8 protein-coding genes and 1 pseudogene are annotated in these 18,940 nt (G+C 77.5%); 8 read left to right on the top strand and 1 reads right to left on the bottom strand.

All coding sequences use genetic code 11. The annotated features are described in order from the left end of the window. The first annotated feature begins 77 nt into the window (after nucleotides 1-77). From ABT403_RS00115 to ABT403_RS00100, 4 genes and pseudogenes are all read left to right on the top strand, one after another. Nucleotides 78-1,232: an ATP-binding protein gene (locus ABT403_RS00115; protein ID WP_425580323.1), complete on the top strand. Its 1,155-nt coding sequence runs from the start codon at nucleotides 78-80 to the stop codon at nucleotides 1,230-1,232. Next, nucleotides 1,229-4,891 (top strand): DUF5682 family protein, encoded by a 3,663-nt coding sequence (locus ABT403_RS00110; RefSeq protein ID WP_344168028.1) that lies wholly within the window; start codon nucleotides 1,229-1,231, stop codon nucleotides 4,889-4,891. Before ABT403_RS00115 ends, ABT403_RS00110 begins: the two co-directional genes overlap by 4 nt. Then, a complete protein-coding gene (locus ABT403_RS00105; RefSeq protein WP_344168031.1) occupies nucleotides 4,891-6,999 on the top strand; it encodes a hypothetical protein in 2,109 nt (702 codons plus the stop codon). The genes ABT403_RS00110 and ABT403_RS00105 overlap by 1 nt, the downstream gene beginning before the upstream one ends. A 134-nt stretch (nucleotides 7,000-7,133) precedes the next feature. Beyond that, nucleotides 7,134-8,408, top strand: a pseudogene (locus tag ABT403_RS00100) (DUF6777 domain-containing protein); the annotation flags it as partial. Between the two features lie 338 nt (nucleotides 8,409-8,746). On the opposite strand, the gene ABT403_RS00095 reads toward ABT403_RS00100, so the two are convergent. Then, nucleotides 8,747-9,967 (bottom strand): erythromycin esterase family protein, encoded by a 1,221-nt coding sequence (locus ABT403_RS00095; RefSeq protein ID WP_344168037.1) that lies wholly within the window; start codon nucleotides 9,965-9,967, stop codon nucleotides 8,747-8,749. Between the two features lie 69 nt (nucleotides 9,968-10,036). Between ABT403_RS00095 and ABT403_RS00090 the strand changes: the two genes are divergently transcribed. The 4 genes from ABT403_RS00090 (at nucleotide 10,037) to ABT403_RS00075 (ending at nucleotide 18,844) form a co-directional block, all read left to right on the top strand. After that, nucleotides 10,037-10,768 carry a TioE family transcriptional regulator gene (locus ABT403_RS00090; RefSeq protein WP_344168040.1) on the top strand — a complete coding sequence of 244 codons (732 nt, stop codon included), beginning with the start codon at nucleotides 10,037-10,039 and terminating at the stop codon, nucleotides 10,766-10,768. Nucleotides 10,769-10,870: 102 nt separating this feature from the next. Beyond that, a complete protein-coding gene (locus ABT403_RS00085; protein WP_344168043.1) occupies nucleotides 10,871-13,156 on the top strand; it encodes an MMPL family transporter in 2,286 nt (761 codons plus the stop codon). A gap of 107 nt (nucleotides 13,157-13,263) precedes the next feature. Next, entirely contained in the window at nucleotides 13,264-18,183 is a 4,920-nt protein-coding gene (locus ABT403_RS00080; RefSeq protein WP_344168046.1) for an aminotransferase class I/II-fold pyridoxal phosphate-dependent enzyme, read from the top strand. A 13-nt stretch (nucleotides 18,184-18,196) separates the two neighbouring features. Then, a complete protein-coding gene (locus tag ABT403_RS00075) occupies nucleotides 18,197-18,844 on the top strand; it encodes a 4'-phosphopantetheinyl transferase family protein (protein WP_344168049.1) in 648 nt (215 codons plus the stop codon). The last annotated feature ends 96 nt before the right edge of the window (nucleotides 18,845-18,940 follow it).

The raw sequence follows: 18,940 nt of genomic DNA, 5'->3' as shown, positions 1-18,940 counted from the left end.
TGACCGGCCCCGCCCCCGCCGGGCCCCTTCCTCTTTCCCTTCCGTACGGCTGAAGCCGAGAACACGAGGACTTGACCATGACCGTGACCGAACCGTCCGCTCCCGCACGGCAGGTCGTGCCCGCCGAGGAGCGGTACGCCGCCGAACTGGCCTTCCTGGCCGCCCAGGACAGCGGCCCCCGCCCGCCGGGCTGGGCGCTGACCCCGCGCGCGGTGGTGACCTTCGTGTGCGGCAGCGACGGCGAGGAGCTGGCGCTGCCCGGGCGGCGCGCCGGACTGCCGTCGAAGCTGGTGATCGCGCCGAAGTTCGTCGGCGAACGCGCGCTGGTGGAGCGCTGCGTGGTGACCCTGGCCGGGGAGCGCGGACTGCTGCTCACGGGTGAGCCGGGCACCGCCAAGTCGATGCTGTCCGAGCTGCTGTCGGCCGCCGTGTGCGGCACCAGCGCGCTCACCGTGCAGGGCACGGCGGGCACCACCGAGGACGCCTTCCGGTACGGCTGGAACTACGCGCTGCTGCTGGCGCAGGGCCCGACCCGGCAGGCCCTGGTCGACTCGCCCGTGCTGGCGGCGATGCGCGCGGGCCGGGTGGTGCGGGTCGAGGAGATCACCCGCTGTCTGCCCGAGGTGCAGGACGCGCTGGTGTCGATCCTGTCCGACCGGCGGGTGAGCGTGCCCGAGCTGACGTCGACGCAGGACTCGGTGGTCTCGGCGGCCCCCGGCTTCACCGTCATCGCCACCGCCAACCTGCGCGACCGGGGCGTGTCGGAGATGTCGGCGGCGCTCAAGCGGCGCTTCAACTTCGAGACGGTCGGACCGATCTCGGACCCGGACGCGGAGGCCGCGCTGATCCGCCGGCAGGCCGTGTCCGCCGTGGAGCGGGCCGGGGCGGCGTTCGGGGTGGACGACAGCGTGCTCGACGCGCTCGTCACCGTCTTCCGGGACCTGCGTTCGGGGCGCAGCGCGGAGGGCTGGGACGTGGAGCGGCCGGGGACGGTCATGTCCACGGCCGAGGCGGTGCAGGTGGCGGCCTCCCTGGGGGTGGCGGCCGCGTACCTGCCGGGCGGTGACGTGCTGGACCTGCTGCCGGGGCACCTGCTGGGCGTCGTCCGCAAGGACGACCCGGCCGACCACGGCCGGCTGCTGGGCTACTGGGACGGCCCGGTGCGCCGCCGGGCCGAGGACGGCTCGGCGATGTGGCGCCGGCTCTGGGACCTGCGCGGGAGCCTGCGTTGAGGCTCACCGCCGGCCCGCGGGAGGCCGTGGACGCCCTGGCCGCCTCGCGCGAGCCGTACCTGCTGGGCGTACGGCACCACAGCCCCGCGCTGGCGGCGGTGGTGCCGGCGCTGCTGGACGCCGCGAACCCGGAGGTGGTCTGCGTGGAGCTGCCGGCCGACTTCCAGCCGTGGCTGACGCACCTGGCCGACCCGGAGACGGTCGCCCCGGTGGCCCTGGCGGGCCTGGGCCGCGAGGGCCGGCTGGCCTTCTACCCCTTCGCGGACTTCTCCCCGGAACTGGCGGCGCTGCGCTGGGCGCGGGAGCGCGGCGTGGAGGTCCTGTGCTGCGACCTCCCGCTGTCGGACGGCGGCTGGTCCCTCCCCGTCCCGGCCGGGTCCGTCCCCGAGGGCGCCGGCGCGCCCGGGGCGGATCACGGCCCGGCGGAGGCGGACGTACCGGCCGGCCGGAGCGGTCCCGGGCCCGGGTCCGCCGCCGGGCGGCGGTCGTACGCGGACGCGCTCGCCGCGTCCGGGTCCGGGCGCGACGGGGACGACATGTGGGACCGGGCCGTGGAGGTCCTGGCCCCCGGCTGCGCCCCGGAGGCCGTGCGCCGCGCGGCCCTCGGCGTCGGCTGGGCCCTGCGCGCGGACGCGGGCACCGTCCCGGCGACCGACCTGGCGCGGGAGTCGCACATGCGGCGTGTCCTGGCCACGGCCGCCGGGGGCGGCCGGCGGGTGGCGGCGGTCGTCGGCGCCTTCCACGCCCCGGCGCTCCTCGCGGGCGCCCCGGTTCCGGGGCCGCGCGAGGGCGACGACGCCGGGCACCCGGCCGAGGACGTGGTGACCTCGTTCGTCGCGTACTCCCACGATCTGCTCGACTCCCGCTCCGGGTACCCCGCCGGGATCCGGGATCCGCTGTGGCAGCAGGCCGTCTTCGAGGCGGGCGGGGATCCGGTGCGGCTGCGGGAGGCGGCTGCGGCGGCCCTGACGCGGCTGTGCCGCGAGCTGCGCCGGGCCGGGCACACCGCCGGGACCGGGGAGGCCGCCGAGACCCTGCGGCTGGCCTGCGACCTGGCGGTGCTGCGCGGGCTGCCCGCGCCCGGCCGGGGCGAGCTGCTCGAGGCCGTCACGACGGTGCTCGGGCAGGGCGAACCCCTGGGCCGGGGGCGGGCGCTGGCCTCCGCCCTGGAGGTGGTGTTCGTCGGTACGGGCCGGGGCCGGACCACGCCGCGCGCCCCGCGTTCGGGGCTCGGCCCCTCCGTGGAGGAGGAGCTGGCCGGCCTGCGGCTGCCGTCCCCGCAGGACCCGGCCCCGCGCGAGGTGCGCCTCGACCCGCTGCGCTCCGAGCTGGACGGGCGCCGCGAGGTGCTGCTCCAGCGGCTGCTGGTGTGCGGGGCCTCGTACGGGGAACCCGTCGCCGTGGCCGCCACCGGCGACGGCACCGCCCTGGGGAGCAAGTGGCGGCTGGCCTGGACCCCTTCCGTCCCGGCCCGCCTGGACCTCGCGGGGGTCCGCGGCGTCACCGCCGCCCAGGCGGCCGCCGGCACGCTGCGCGACATCGCGCGCCGCCAGGCCGCCGAGGGCGGCCCGACGGCCGCGCAGGTACTGACCGGGCTGGCCGCCGCCGCCCGCTGCGACCTGCCCGAACTGGTCGACGTACGGCTGGCGGAGGCGGCCGCCGTGCTGCCGGAGACCGCCGGCGTGGCGGAACTCCTCGAAGCCGTCGACCTGTTGGAGGGGCTGCGGCGCGGCCACCTGCCCGGCGCCTCCGCCGGGGCGCGGGCCGTCGCCGAGGCGCTGGGCGGCGATCTGCTGGACACCGCCGTACGCTCGCTGCCCGGTCTCGCGGGCAGCGACGACCCCGCCGACGCGGCTGCCCTGGTGGCCCTGTCCGACCGGGCCGCCGCCCGTCGGCTGGGGCTGCGGATGGACGCCGCGCTCGCGGAACTGGCCGATGGGGGCAGCCCGTTGATGCGGGGTGCGGCGCTCGCCGTACGGGTGCTGCTGGACCTGGATCCGGCGGCCGGGCTCGGTGAGCGCGCCGCCGCCTGGGTGGACGGCGCCGCCACGGCCGACGGCCGGCGCGCGCTGGCCCGCCGGCTGGCCGGACTGCTCACGGCCGCCGGGCCTCTGCTGGAGACCTCCCCGGCGGCGCTGGTGCCGTTGCTGGACCGGGTGGACGGCCTGGCCGACGGGGCGTTCCTGGAGCGGCTGCCCGCGCTGCGCGCCGGTTTCGACACGCTCGCCCCGGCGGCGCGGGACCGGCTGCTGGACACGGTGACCGAACGGCTCGGCGACCGCCCCGACCTCACCCTCGACGCACCGCCCGCCCTCCTCGCCCTCTGGGCCGCCGCCGACGCGGCCGGCCTGGCCGCCCTCAAGGAACTCCCGCTGCCGACGCCCCCGTCGGGGGCGGCCGACGCGGCGGCGGCACGCGCGCACCCGGGGCAGCCGGTGGAACCGGCGGCCCACCCGGCGGCGCCGGCCCCTGCGGACCTGCCCCCGGAGGCGGCCGCCGTCCCCGAGGCCGCGCCCGGGCGGCCGGCGGAGACCGGCGACGGACCGCGGCTGGTCGCCGCCGACCGGTGGCGGCTGCTGCTGGGACGGCAGCGCGACCGGCTGCCCGCCGGGGCGCACCGTTACGCCCGCGCCCTCGACGAGCTGTACGGCGCGGGGCGCGGGGAGGGCTCCAGGGACGTGGGCCGGTCCGGTCCCGGCGGCGGGGACGGGCCCTCCTTCCCGACGGCCCGCGAGTGGTCGCGGGAGCTGGAGTCGCTGTTCGGCGCCGACGTACGGGAGGAGGTGCTCGCGGACGCGGCGGGCGCGGGCCGTACCGACGTGCTGGCCCAGCTCGACCCGGCTTCGGTCCGGCCCTCGGTGGAACTGCTGACCTCCGTGCTGTCGCTGGCCGGCGGAATGCCCGAGCAGCAGCTCGCCCGGCTGCGGCCGCTGGTGAAACGGCTGGTGGACGAGCTGACGGCGCAGCTGGCCAACCGGATGCGACCGGCCCTGTCGGGCCTGTCCACCCCGCGTCCGACCCGCCGTCCCGGCGGCCGGCTCGACCTGGCGCGCACCCTGCGGGCCAATCTGGCGCACACCCGGCGCTTCGACGACGGCCGGGTGGTGGTGGTCCCGGAGCGGCCGGTGTTCCGCACCCGCGCGTCCCGTGAGGCGGACTGGCGGCTGATCCTGGTGGTGGACGTCTCCGGGTCGATGGAGGCGTCGGTGATCTGGTCGGCGCTCACGGCGGCCGTGCTGGGCGGGGTCCCGACCCTGTCCACGCACTTCCTCGCCTTCTCCACCGGGGTCGTGGACCTCACCGGCTGGGTCGCCGACCCCCTCTCGCTGCTGCTGGAGGTCCGCGTCGGCGGCGGTACGCACATCGCGGCGGGCCTCGCGCACGCCCGGTCGCTGATCACCGTGCCGAGCCGCACCCTCGTCGTCGTGGTCAGCGACTTCGAGGAGGGCGGCCCGGTCGGCGGCCTGCTCTCCGAGGTCCGCGCGCTGGCCGCCTCCGGCGCCCACCTGCTGGGCTGCGCCGCCCTCGACGACTCGGGCACGCCCCGGTACTCGGTCCCGGTGGCGCGGCAGCTCGTCGCGGCCGGGATGCCGGTGGCCGCGCTCAGCCCTCTCGCCCTCGCCCGCTGGGTGGGCGACCGACTCCGTGGGGAGCCCTGATGACCAGCCCGCTGTTGCCGCCCGTCGCCGCCGAGGTGACGGCGCGGGCCGTGGAGGACCTGAGCGCCCGGCTGCGCAAGAAGCTCGACGCCGCCGTGGAGGGCTGCGGGGAGCGCGCGGCCGCCGGGGAGGACGGGAGCGTCACCGTCCGGTTCGGCGAGGACGCGGCGGTCACGCTGCGCCCGGGGCCCTCGGGGGTGGTGGCGGAGGCCGCGCAGGCCGTCTGCACCTGCCTCCTGGCCCCGCGCTGCCTGCACCGCGCGGCGGTCCTGACGGCGTCCCCGGTGGCGGACGCGTGGCCCTGGCCGGGCGGGGCGGAGGACCCGGCTCCGGCCGCCGAGGGCCCGTCTGAGGCGGAGGCCGGGGTCGGGGACGAGGAAGCGGCGTCGCCCTGCGGGGCCGGTCCCCTCCCCGCCCTTCCGCCGTTCCCCGGGCTCCGCCGGGACCCCGGCGCGGGCCCGGCCGCCGGGCAGGAGAACCTCCCGGCGGCCGCTGCCCCCGATCGCGCCGACGGCACGGCTCCGGCGACGGCCGCCGTGACCGTCCCGGGAGCCGTGACGGGCTCCCCCGGCGGGCACGGCTCCCCGGGCGGGGGCGAGGGCGTGGCCCCGGGCGGGACCGGCGCCGCCGGACGGACGCATGACCCGGGCGGCCCCGTCGCCCCGGGCGGGGACGGGGGTGCCCCCGTGCCCACGGCCGCGCAGGTGCGGGCCGGGGCTTCCCTCTGGGCGGTCGGGGCCGAGGCGCTCGCCGCCGGGGTGGCCGCCGGGGGTGCCGTGGTGCAGGCCGAGCTGTTGCGGGCCGCGCACACGGCGCGGGTCGCCGGGCTGCCCGGCGCCGAGGCCGCCGCCCTGCGGGTGGTGCGGGGACTCCGGGCGGCGCGGGAGCACGGCGCGGGCCAGCGGCTGGCCGACCTGGCCGCCGCCTTCGAGGCGCTGCTGCGCACCGCCGCGCTGCTCGCCGCCGGCACGGGCGGGCCCGGGCTGACCGGGAGCGCCCGGCGCGCCTACGCCTCCGGGGGCAGCCTCCGGGTCCACGGCCTGTGCCGGGAGCCCGTGCTGACGGCTACCGGCTACGGCGGCGTGGTCACCCACCTCCTCGGAGCGGACGGCGTCCCCTACTCGCTGTCGGACGTCCGCCCCGGCGGCCTCGCCCGCGCGCGCGGCGCGGGGGCCGCCTCCGTGGCCCTGGGCGGCGGTGTGCTCGACCACGCCGGGCTCGCGCGCGGCGGCCTGCGCATCGCGGGCGCGACCGTCTCCGCCGACGGGCGGCTCGGCGCCGGGCGCGGGGTGCGGGCCACGCCCGTACCCGGTGTCTCCTGGGACCGGGAGCCACTGGCCGCCCTGTTCGCCCGCCCGGCGGCCGAGGCCGTCGCCGAGCTGCTCGCGCGGGACGCCGAGCCCGGCCTGCTGGGCTGCGCGGTCCAGGTGGCGGGCGCGTCGGGCGAGCACCTCCTCGTACGGGAGCTGTCGGCCGACGGCACGGTACGGGCGGACGCGCCCCTGCTGCGGCTGGCCCCGGCGCACCCGCACCCGGAGCTGGCGCACACCGCCAACCTGCGCCGCCTGGCCGGCTGGCCGGGGCTCGCGCTGCGGGTGGTGGGCCGCCCGGATCCGGACCGGGCGGCCACGCTGCGGCCGCTCGCGGTGGGGCCGGTACCCGGCGCCGCGTACACGCTGCGGCTGCCGCCGGAGTGGCGGGACCGGGCCGACCTCGGCTACGACCGGCTCCAGGGCTCCCACGTCACCGGCGAGGCCCCGGCGGCCGCGCCCGGTCCCGTCGAGCCGGGCCCGGATCCGCTGGCCGACGCGCCGCTGTGGCGGGTGCGCCGGCTGCTGGAGGCGGGGGTCGCGGGCGGGCGCCGGGCGGTGGCGGAGGCGGCGCGGGCCCCCGAGCAGGCGGCGGCGTACGGGCCACTGCGCCGGTCCGGGTTCACGGCGGCGGCCGGCCTGGCCGCCGCCCTCGTCGCCGAGGCGGACCGGCGGCCCAGGGACGCCTTCGGCCGGCTCACCGACCCCTCGGCCGACGGGTACGCCTGGGCCTGGCTGGCGGCCTCGGCCCACCTGACGGCGGCACGCCGCTCCGTGGTCGCCGCGTCCTGGGCGTAGCCCGTTCGGCTTGCGGATCCCACGGTGCCGGAGCACACAATAGGCGCTAACGGTGTGAAACTCGGATGAAATTGCATAAAACGCATTCCATGCGGGGTTTCGCCTTTCCTGTGCCCATCCGGTGGGAGGGGAATGTGAGTTCCGAACCACTGTCAGAGCGTCCCACCGGCCCGCCCTCCGGCCCCCTCTCCGGACGCCCGTCCGGGGAGGGGGCGGGGGTCCCTCCGCCGCCCCCGCCCTCGGGTGGCGGCCCGCCGTCCGGTCCCGGAGGTCCTCCGTCCGGTCCCGGGGGCCCGCGCCCCGGCGGACCCCCGCCGCCCTCGGGCGGGGACGGTCACCGCCCCTGGTGGCGGTCTGTACCGAGGATCGCCGCCATCACCGCGGCCGTGGTCGTCGCCGTGATACTCGCCGTGGTCCTCGGCCGCCCGGGCGGGGACACCGCGACGGCCGGCGAGGTCATCCTCCAGCCCACGGACGACGCGGGAGTGGACCCGTACACCCCGTCGACGGCGAACACCACCACGGCCCTCCCGGCGGCCGCGCCGAGCACGGCCCCCGCCAAGAAGGACACCATCTCCAGCGTGGCGGGGTCGGAGCCCGGCCTCTACGGCGGCAGCCGCAACACCGCCAGCTGCGACGTCGAGAAGCAGATCCGCTACCTGTCGGCCGACCCGGCCAGGAACCGCGCCTTCGCCTCGGTGGTGGGCGTACAGGAGTCCACGGTCCCGGCCTACCTGCGGTCGCTGACGCCCGTGCAGCTGCGTTCGGACACCCGCGTGACCAACCACGGCTTCCGCGACGGCGTCGCCACCAGCTACCAGTCCGTGCTCCAGGCGGGCACCGCCGTGCTCGTGGACAAGTACGGCGAGCCGAAGGTGCGCTGCGCCTGCGGGAACCCGCTGAGCCGGGTGGTACCGCAGCCGGGAACACCCCGGCAGAAGGGGCCCAGCTGGCCCGGTTACCAGCCGCAGAACGTCGTGGTCGTCAACCGCTCGACCACCGTGATCAACGTCTTCGTCATCTACGACTCCAGGGACAAGCAGTGGGTCCACCGGTACACGGGTGACCAGGTCCACCACGACAAGCCCGCCCCGCCCCCGCCCCGGCACTGGCCGACCTCCCCGCCGTCCCCGCCGGTGACGCACACGCCCGGCACCAGGCCGCCGACGGGCACGGAGTCCCCCGTCACGAAGCCGCCGACCGGCACTCCGACCAACACTCCGACCAACACCCAGTCCCCGGCGACCCGGACCCCGGGCCCGAAGACGCCGACGGAGACCCCGACCGGGGCCACCCCGAGCCCGGCGACCGAGACTCCGGCCACGCCGACCCCCACGCCCACCCCCACCACGGAAGCGACTCCGACGCCGACTCCGACTCCGACGAAGGAGACCGAGACCCCGGCCGTCACGCCGACGCCGACGCCGACGCTCCCCGCCCCGACGCCCACCGAGACCCCGGCCACCGGACGGACGGCCACCCAGGCCCCGACGACCCAGCCGCCGGAGAAGCCCCCGGCGCCGCCTCCGACGCCGACCCAGGCCCCCGTCACCCCTCCGCCCCCCACCCGGGCGCCCGAGACCGAACGGCCGTACACCCAGGCCCCCGCGCCCCAGACCGAGGCCCCTGACCAGCAGAACCAGAACCGGAACCACAACCAGCAGAACAACCAGAACAACCAGCAGAACGACAACCGGCAGAACCAGAACCAGAACCAGAACAACCAGCCCGGGTACTGACCCGGACGTCAGACCTCCCGTCGGGGCCCCGCCTCCGGCGGGAGGTCGCTGACGAAGAGCAGGCCGTCGCTCGCGGCCAGGTGCTCCGGGTCGAGCGGGGCGTAGCCGAACCAGCCGGAGGTCCGCCCCGGCGGCGTACCGCCGAGGGTGGCGGACAGCCGGCGGGCGTCGACGAGGCAGTGGTCGTACCGAAGCCCGTACAGGAGCCCCTCCACGCTCTCCGGCTCCGGGGTGTCCACCCCGCGGTGCCGGATCGTGCCGAGGGCCGTGGGCACGAAGGCGTACCGCGCGCCGAGGCGGGCGGCCACCAGCGCACCGGCGCTCCACCACTCCACCGGGTTCCCGCCCATCGGCATCGAGCTCTTCTCCCGCTGGAGATGGGCGTTGTGCGCGAAGACGAGGACCGGGCCCCGTTCGGCGAGGGCGAGGAGGTTGTCGGCCATCATCCGGTCGCGCACGCCCAGCAGGCGGGTCATCCGGGCCGGCGACCCGTCGGCCATCCAGTGGTGGTAGCGCAGCAGGCCGGTGGCGGAGCGCCCGTGCAGGCGCGCCCGGTCCCAGGCCTCCCCGGAGGTGGCCGCGATCAGGTGCGGGGTCTGCTCGTCGAGCAGCTCCACCAGGTCGTCAGCGAGCAGTCGCAGCTCCCGGGCCTCGGCCGACCGCCCCACCGACAGCGCCGGGTCCCACATCACGCCCTCGTCGGTCCACCGGTCGTCGGCGCCGAGCAGCCGGTCGAGTTCGCCGGCCGTACAGGGCAGCAGCCGCGGGTCCACCGAGGCCGCGAGGTAGCCGTGGAGCGCGGTGAAGGCCCGGCGGGGGCTCTCCGCTCCGGTGATCTCCAGCGGGCCGTCGAAGCCGGCGAAGCGGAGCCGGTCGTGGGCGGGGCGCCCTTCGTTGTACTCCCGCATCCAGCGCACGAGTTCACGGTTGGCGGCGGAGGCGCCGAAGCCGTGGCTGAACCCCCGTTCCATGACCTCGTCGAGGGTGCCCGTGCCCGAGGCGAGGTATTCGTCGACGACCAGGCCCCGCAGGCAGTCGCTCTCGATCGCGACCGTTCGGTAGCCCTGCTCCTCGACGAGTTGCCGGAAGAGGCCGTTGCGCAGTTCGAGGAGGGTGTCCTCGCCGTGGGTGGGCTCGCCCAGGGCGAGCACCCGGGGCCGGGTCCCGAGCAGGGCCATCAGGGCGGCGGCGCCGAGCGCGCGGGTGGTGTCCTTGATGCCGTTGTCCATGCCTTCAACGCTATCGTTGAACCTTCGGTGGAAACTTCTGCCGACAATGACCGCGCTATCGTCGTCCGTGTGGAAGAAAACCTTCAAACAGGTGGGAAGCTGCGGCCGGTCGATCTGGCGCGGGCCCACGGGCTGTCCACGCAGGCCGTCAGGAACTACGAGGAGGCCGGCGCCCTCCCTCCGGCCGCCCGCACCCCCGCGGGCTACCGCGCCTACACCCCCCGGCACGCCCTGGCCCTGGCCGCGTTCCTGGCGCTGGTTCCCGGGCACGGCCACGCGACGGCCACGGCCGTGATGCGGGCGGTGAACCGGGGCGCGGCCGACGAGGCGTTCCGGCTCATCGACCAGAGCCACGCCCAGCTGCTGGAGGACCGCCGGACGCTGGAGGCCGTGGAGCGGGCCCTGCGCGACCTGCCGCCCGTGCCCGGGCCCCCCTCGGTGCCGGACGGGACGGGCGGGTGGTTCATCGGACCCCTGGCGCGGGAGCTGGGGATCCGCCCGGCGACCCTGCGCAAGTGGGAGGCCGCCGGGCTGGTGCGCCCGGGCCGGGACCCGCTGACCGGGTACCGCGTCTACGACGGGGCCGCCGTCCGGGACGCCCGGCTCACGCACCAGCTGCGGCGGGGCGGCTACCCGCTGGAGCGGATCGCCCCGCTGCTGGAGCGGGTGCGGACGGCAGGCGGGCTGGAGCCGCTGGAGGCCGCGCTCGGCGACTGGCGGGACCGCCTGTCGGCCCGCGGACGGGCCCTGCTGGCGGGGGCCGCCGGGCTGGAGGCCTACCTGCGCGGGCCTGTCAAGTAACGAACAGCCGGGGCTACGGTCCCCGGCCCTCCCCCGGGCACGGTGGAAATCCACCGCTCCGCACCCCCGGGTGCCGGAGCGCCCGTCCGGACCGGAGGCATCATGTTCCGTCGTGCGGGGGACCGCGTCACCCGCCGTCCCCGTCTCGTCCTCCTCGCAGCGCTGGTCTTCCTCGTGCTGTCGGCCGTGTTCGGCGCGGGAGCGACCGGCCGGCTCAAGAGCCAGGGGTACGACGATCCGCGCTCGGAATCCAGCCGCGCCGCCCGGCTGCTGGCCGAGCACGCCGGGGCCGCCCCCAACCTGATCCTGGTCGCCGAGGCCCGTACCGGCTCCGTCGACGACCCGGCGGCCCGCGGTGCGGGCGAGGCCCTGACCGCGCGGCTCGCCGCCGAACCGTACGTCAGCGGGGTGACCTCGTACTGGTCCGCGCCGGCCGGGGCGGGGCTGCGCGGCCGGGACGGCCGTGCGGCCATGCTGGTCGCGCACCTGGACGGCGAGGGCGAGCGGCTCGGTGAGCGGGCCCGGCGGCTGAGCGAGGAGCTGAGCACCCCGGCGGGGGACGCCGGGCAGGCCCTGAACGTGCACGTCGGCGGTTCGGCGGTGGTGGACGCCGAACTCCAGGACGTCTCGGAGTCCGACCTGAAGCGGGCCGAGGCCGTCGTCCTCCCCGGGACCCTGGTGCTGCTTGTACTGGTGTTCGGCAGTGTGGTGGCCGCGGCGCTGCCCCTGCTGATCGGGGTGCTGGCGATCGCCGGGACGCTGCTGGTGCTGAGCCTCCTGGGCGGGGTCACCGACGTGTCGGTGTTCGCGCTCAACCTGACCACGGCGCTCGGCCTGGGGCTGGGCATCGACTACGGGCTGCTGGTCGTCTCCCGGTTCCGCGAGGAGCTCGCCGCCGGGCACGCCCCGCGCGAGGCCGCCGTGCGGACCGTCCGGACGGCCGGCCACACCATCGGCTTCAGCGCGGCGACGGTCGCCGCCGCGCTCGCGACCCTGCTGGTCTTCCCGCCGTACTTCCTGCGCTCCTTCGCGTACGCGGGCATCGCCGTCGTGGCGATCGCCGCGGTCAGCGCGATGACGGTGCTGCCCGCCCTGCTCGCCCTGCTCGGCGAGCGGGTCAACGCCTGGCCCGTGCCGTGGCGCCGCCGGGCCCGGAGCGGGGCGCGCTCGCGCCTGTGGGAGGGGCTCGCGCGGATCGTCGTACGCCGTCCGCTGCTCGCGGCGCTGCCCGTGATCGGTCTGCTGCTGGTGCTCGCCGCGCCGTTCGCGCACGCCGGCTTCGCCACCCCGGACGACCGGGCGCTGCCGGTGAGTTCGGCAGCCCGGCAGACCGGCGACCTGGTGCGCGAGGGGTTCGACCCGCAGGGCGCGAGCGCGCTCACGGTGGTGGTGTCGGGGGCGGTGTCCGCGTCGGAGCGGGCCGACTACGCCCTGAGGCTGTCGCAGCTTCCGCAGGTGGCCCGGGTGACGGGGCCCGGGGTCGGGTTCCGGCAGGGCCTGCCGGAGCCCGCTCCCGGCTCCGCCCCGGGGGCGCCGCCCGCCGGGGCGGGTGCCGCCGGTACCGCTCCGGAGCAGCTCTCCGTGGTGCCGCTGGCCGACCCCCGGTCGAGCGCCGCCCAGCGGCTCGTGCACGACGTCCGCGCCACCCCGGCGCCGGCGGGCACCTCCGTCCTCGTCGGCGGGCCGAGCGCGGTCCTGGTCGACGCCAAGGCCACGGTGGGGGCGCGGCTGCCGCTGGCGCTCTACCTGATCGCCCTGACCACGTTCGGCCTGCTGCTCGGCTTCACGCGGAGCCTGCTGCTGCCGCTGAAGGCGATCGCGCTGAACGCCCTGAGCCTCGCGGCCGTCCTCGGCGCGATGGTGTGGATCTTCCAGTCGGGCCACCTGCGCGACCTGCTGGGCTTCACCCCCGGCCCGCTCAGCACGACCATGCCGGTGCTGCTGTTCTGCATCGTCTTCGGGCTCTCGGTGGACTACGAGGTGTTCGTGCTCGCGCGCATCAAGGAGGCGCACGAGGCCGGTGAGGACAACGCCGGATCGATCGTCACGGGCATCGCCCGCACCGGGGGCATCGTCACCACCGCGGGCGCCCTGCTCGCGTTCACCCTGCTCAGTTTCGGCACCTCGCAGGTGTCCCTCCTGCAGTTCTTCGGGATCGGCGCCGGCCTCGGCGTCCTGCTGGACGCCACGCTCGTACGGGGTGTGCTCGTCCCGGCGCTCATGCGCCTGGCCGGCGCCTGGAACTGGTGGGCGCCCTGGCCCGTGACCGCCGCGCGCCCGGCCTCCCGGCCGCCTCCCGCGCCACAGCCACCGCCGCCGCCCCGGCCGGTCGACCGGTGCCCCACGTGGGCCCTGCTGGCCGCGCCCCCGGCCCCCGCGCCGCCCTGAGGACCCGCGGACCCCCCGTCAGCCCGTCCACCCGTCACCCCTCAATCCTCACCCGCCCTCACCCCCCACCCCGTCACCACGACACGGAAGACCGAAGGAAGAGCGTCATGACCGACATCGCCATCACCGGACTCGGCTGCCGTTTCCCGGGCGCCCGGGACACCCGCGCCTACTGGAAGCTCCTGCTGAGCGGAGAACGCCAGTTCTCCTCCGTTCCGGCGGACCGCTGGGACCACGGGACCTTCCACGCGCCCGGCGACCACTCGGCCACCCATGCCGCGTACACCGACCAGGTCGCCTTCCTCGACGGGGTGGACCGCTTCGACGCCCTGCACTACGGGGTGCCCCCCGCCCGCGCCAGAGCCATGGACCCGCAGCACCGGCTGATGCTCGACGTCACCCGCGAGGCCCTCGAGGACGCCGGGATGGGGCGCGGCGGCTTCGACCGGGAGAACACCGGGGTCTTCTTCGGCATCTCGGTCTCCGACTACAAGGACCTGATGGCGGCCCCCCTGCGCGCCCTCTCCCTGGTACGGGAGGAGCGGGCGGCGGACGGCCCCCGCGACGGCGGGGCCGACCACAAGGCCGACCGCGAGCGGGTCCGGCGGTTCGGCACCGTGCAGTCGTTCACCCTCCCCGGGAGCCTGCTCAACATGGCGCCGGGCACGGTGAGCCGGCAGTTCGACCTGGGCGGCCCCAGCTTCGCGGTGGACGCCGCCTGCTCGGGCTCGCTGGTCGCCCTCGACCAGGCAATGGCCCAGCTGCACCGGGGCACCTGCCGGATCGCCGTCGTCGGCGGGGTCTACCTCAACCTCACGCCCGACAGCCTGGTCGGCTTCTCCCGGCTGCGCGCGCTGTCCGCCGCCGGGGTGTGCCGCCCGTTCGACGAGGAGGCCGACGGGTTCGTCCTCGGCGAGGGCGCCGGCACGGTCGTCATCCGGCCCCTCGCCGACGCGCTCGCCGCCGGGGACCGCGTCTACGCCGTGATCAAGGGCATCGGCTCCGCCAACGACGGCGCCTCGCCCGGGCCGCTGGTCCCCACCCCCGAGGGCCAGCTGCGCGCGATGCGCCGGGCCTACAAGGACGCGGGGGTGCCCCCGTCCTCGGTGGGCTTCCTGGAGGCCCACGGCACCGGCACCGCCGCCGGAGACCGGGCCGAGATCGAGGCCCTGCGCCGGCTGCGCACCGAATGGCCGGACGAGGACCCCGGCCTGTGCTACCTCGGCGGGGGCAAGGCCCTGATCGGCCACTCGCTGGCCGCGGCGGGCATCGCCGGGCTGATCAAGACGGCCCTGGTGGTCCACCACCGCACGATCGTCCCGCAGCCGCGCACCGCCCCCCACCCGGAGCTGGGCATCGCCGCGGCAGGCCTGCGCTTCACCGAGACCGCCCGGCCGTGGGCGGACGCGAACGCCCCGCGCCGGGCCGCCGTCAGCTCGTTCGGTTTCGGCGGCACCAACGTCCACGTGGTGCTGGAGGAGCCGCCGTCGGCGCCGGCGCCCGTCCGCCGGCCGGTGGCGGCCTCCGCCACCGGGGGCGCGGCGCCCCAGCTCGTCCTCCTCTCGGCCGGGAGCCCGCGGCTGCTGGTGCGGCACCTCGACGACGTGCTCGACGCGGTCGAGTCCCTCGGCCCGGCGGACCGGCCGCCGCTCGGGGCGCTGGCCCACACGCTGGGCGGCCGGGAGCCGCTGAGGAGCCGGCTGGCGATCGTGGCCGCCGACACCGAGGAGTTCCTGCGGCGGCTGCGGCGGGCCCGGCGGCAGCTGGAGGACGGCGCCCTGGGCGACCTCGGCGACGACGCCTTCGCCGCCGAGGCCCCGCTCCCGGCCGCGCAGCGCCGGATCGCCCTCCTCTGTCCCGGCCAGGGCAGCCAGCGGCCGGGCATGATGCGGGGGCTCTACGAGGGGTACGCCGGGTTCCGCGCGGCCGTGGACGCCCTGGGCGCCGTGGCCGGGACGGACGTGGCGGACCTGCTGTACGGGAGGGCCGCCGGGAGCGGCGGGCCCGGGCGGCTGGCGGCCACGGAGGTGTGCCAGCCGGTGCTCGGCACCGTCCAGATCGCCGTCACCCGGCTGCTCGCCGACTGCGGCGTCACCCCTGACCTCGCCCTCGGCCACAGCGTCGGGGAGTTCGCCGCGGCGTCCGCCGCCGGGGCGCTGACCGGCGAGGAGGCCGTACGGTTCCTGGCCGGCCGGGGCGCGGCGCTGCGGCACGCCGTCGAGAGCGGCCCGCCGGGCGGGATGCTCGCCGTGCAGACGGACGAGGAGACCTGCCGGCGGCTGGCCTCGGGCATCGAGGGGGTGTGGCTCGCCTGCTTCAACGAGCAGCGGCAGATCGTGGTCAGCGGTACCGCCGAGGGACTCGCCGCGCTGCGGCTGGCCTGCGCCGGGGCCGGGGTGGTCACGGCGGCGCTGGAGGTGGCGGGGGCCTTCCACTCCCCGCTGATGGACCCGGCCGAGGAGGCCGTGCGCGCGGCCCTGGCCGGCCGGCGGATCGGCGCCCCCGCGCTGCCGTTCGTCTCGTCGGTGAGCGGCGAGCCCTGCACGGACCCCGCGGCGCTGCGGGAGCTGTGGGCCCGGCACGCGTCCGCGCCGGTCCGCTTCGGCGACGCCGTCCGCGCCGCGTACGACGGGGGCGCCCGGGTCTTCCTCCAGGTGAACGGTGGCGGCTCGCTGCTGACCCCGGTCCGCCGCGCCCTCTACCAGCACGACGACGTGTACCTCCTCGCCGCCGACGAGGCGGCGCGGGACGACGCGCGCGGCTTCGTCCGCACCCTGGCCCGGCTCGCGGTCCTGGGCACCCCGGTCGACCCGAGGGGCCTGGTGGCCGCCGGGGACCGCCGCCTGCTGGACCTGCCCCCGGCGGAGCTGGACGGCCGGTCCTACTGGGTCCCCGGCAAGCGGCCCGCCGCGCCCCCGTCCCCCACCGCGGAGCCCGTGGTGGAGCCCGTGGCGGACGACACCCCGTACGAGCTCCTCCGGATGATCCGGCACCAGGTCGCCCTCCTGACCCACCTCACGGGCGCGCTCCCCGCACCGCCCGGGACCGCCCGACCGGCCCCCGTACCCGCCCAGACCCCCCGAACCCCGTCCCCGGCACCCCCGGTCCCTGCTGCCCCGGACCCGGTGTTCCGGCCTCCGGAGCCGGCCGACGAGGGATCCGCGCGGACGGTCCGGGAGTCCGCACCGGTCGCGCCCGTACCCGCGGCCCGGGCGGAGTCCGTCCCCGACCGCCCGGCCCCCGCCCAGGGGGGCGGGGAAGGTTCGGGCGACGGTGCCGACGAGGTGACCGGGGCCGTGTTCGCGCACGTGGCCCGGATCAGCGCCTTCCCCGTGACGCATCTGCGCGGGGACCAGCTGCTCGTCGACGACCTCGGCTTCGACTCGCTGATGCTGACCGACCTGTTCACCGCCCTCGCCCGGCAGTGGCCGCAGTGGAGCTTCGACGAGAAGACCGCCGACCGGCCGACCGTCGCCGGCCTGGCCGCGCAGATCACGGCCACCACCCCGGCTCCCGTCTCCGCCCCCGCCCCGGCTCCGGCCCCAGCCCCGGCCCCGGCCCCGGCCCCGGCCCCGGCCCCCGAGGCCGTACCGGAAGCCGTACCCGTGCGGCAGGCCGCCCCAGCCCCGGCCCCGACTCCCGCCCCGGCCTCGCCCCCCGAGGCCGTCCCGGAAGCTGTACCCGTGCGGCAGGCCGCCCCGGCGGCCCCGGCACGGCCGGACCCGGAGCCCGCCCCCGCCCCGACCCCCGGAGGGAACCCGCTGCCCGAGGAGCACACCCGGATCGAGTGCTTCCCCGAGGTCACCGGCCACGGCGAGCGGCTCGGCCTGCTGGCCCGCGCCGGGCTGGCCAACCCCTACTTCCTCGTCCACGAGGGCGGCATGACCGACACCACCGTCGTCGACGGCCGCAGGCTGCTCTCCTTCTCCGGCTACAACTACCTCGGCCTGGCCACCGACCCCCGGGTCACCGGCGCGGCCCGGGAGGCCGTGGAGCGCTACGGCACCTCGGCGTCCGCCAGCCGCCTGCTGTCCGGCAGCCGCCCGCTCCACCTGGAGCTGGAGTCCGAACTCGCCGACCTGCTCGGCTGCGAGTCCGCCCTCACCCTGGCCAACGGCCACGCCACCAACGTCACCGTCATCGGGCACCTCGTCGGCCCCGGCGACCTGGTGGTCCACGACGCCCTCGCCCACGACAGCATCCTCCAGGGCTGCCGGCTCTCCGGCGCCACCCGCCGGCCCTTCCCGCACGACGACGCGGCCGCCCTGGACACCCTCCTGCGGCAGGTCCGCCACCAGTACCGGCGGGTCCTCGTGGTCGTCGAGGGCGTGTACAGCATGGACGGGGACATCGCCGACCTGCCCGCCCTCATCGAGGTCAAGCGGCGCCACGGCGCCCTGCTGATGGTCGACGAGGCCCACAGCATCGGCACGATCGGCGCGACGGGCGGCGGCATCGGCGAACACCACGGCGTCGACCGGGAGGCCGTGGACCTCTGGGCGGGCACCCTGTCCAAGGCGCTGGCCAGCTGCGGCGGATACGTCGCCGGGTCCCGGCGGGTCGTGGAGTACCTGCGCTACACCGCCCCCGGATTCGTCTACAGCGCCGGTATGACCCCGGCCGACACGGCGGCCGCGCTGGCGGCGCTGCGGCTGCTGCGGGAGGAGCCGCAGCGGGTGAGCCGCCTCGGGGCGAACGCCTCCCTCTTCGCGGGCCTCGCGCGCGGGGCCGGCATGGACATCGGGGCCGCCCACGGCACGCCCGTCGTCCCGTGCGTCGTCGGGGACTCGGTACGGACCCTGCGTCTGGCGGACGCCCTGTTCCGGCAGGGCGTGAGCGTCAGCCCCATCCTCCATCCGGCCGTGCCGGAGGAGCTGGCCCGGCTGCGGTTCTTCGTCACCCGCGACCACACGCCCGAACAGATCCGCCGGACGGTGACCACGCTCGCGGCCGAACTGGGCCGGCTGGACTCGCCCGGCGAGGGCTCCCCCGACGGCCCCGCCGACGCGGCTCCGGCCGCCGCCTGACCGGGGGCTCGCCATGGACACCGTCTTCCGGCAGATCGCCCCGGGCCGCGTCCACCACTGGGGCGGCGCCGGGCTCATCGTGGCCCGCCGCCCCGACCTCACCCATCTGCCGCTGTGCCTCTCCTCCGCCGAACAGCGGGTGGCGCGCGCGCTGCCGGCCTGGCGGCGCTCCGAGTGGATGGCCGGGCGGCTGCTCGCCAAACGGCTGGCGGGCGAGCTGGTCGGGGCGCCGGCCGGGGAGGTGGAGGTGCTCCCCCGGGAGGACGGCAGCCCGCACCTGGTCGTCGGGGGGCGCCCGCTGCCCTCCCTGCACGTCTCGATCAGCCACACCCCCGGTCACGCGGCGGCCGCCCTCGCGCCCGGGCCGGTGGGCGTGGACCTGTGCGAGACGGCGTCGGCCGCCGCCGTACGCCGGGTCGCGGAGCACGCCTTCTCCCCCGGGGAGCTCTCGCTGATCGCCGCGGACGGCGCCGAGGCCCTGGCCGGGGCCTGGGCGCTGAAGGAGGCGGCGGTCAAGGCCGACCGCGACGGGGTGTTCGGCACGGCCCCGCGCCGGATCCCGCTCCTGGGGCTGCGGCCGCCGGCGCTCGGGGGGCCGCGCCGGGCGATGGCCTGGCGGGCCGGGGACGCGGTCGTGGCCCTCGTCCTCGCCCACCCGTGACGCGGAGGAAGGCACTGCGTTGGTGCTCCCCGCCGCGCCGGATCATCCTTGTCAGTGGAGCACCCTGGCAGGACGAGCGAGGGCGAGATGAGCGGC

The sequence above is a fragment of the Streptomyces sp. NPDC000075 genome (assembly GCF_040301925.1).
Taxonomy (GTDB): domain Bacteria; phylum Actinomycetota; class Actinomycetes; order Streptomycetales; family Streptomycetaceae; genus Streptomyces; species Streptomyces polychromogenes.
The sequence above is the reverse complement of the archived record's forward strand: the minus strand, read 5'-3'. Positions and strand labels throughout refer to the sequence as shown.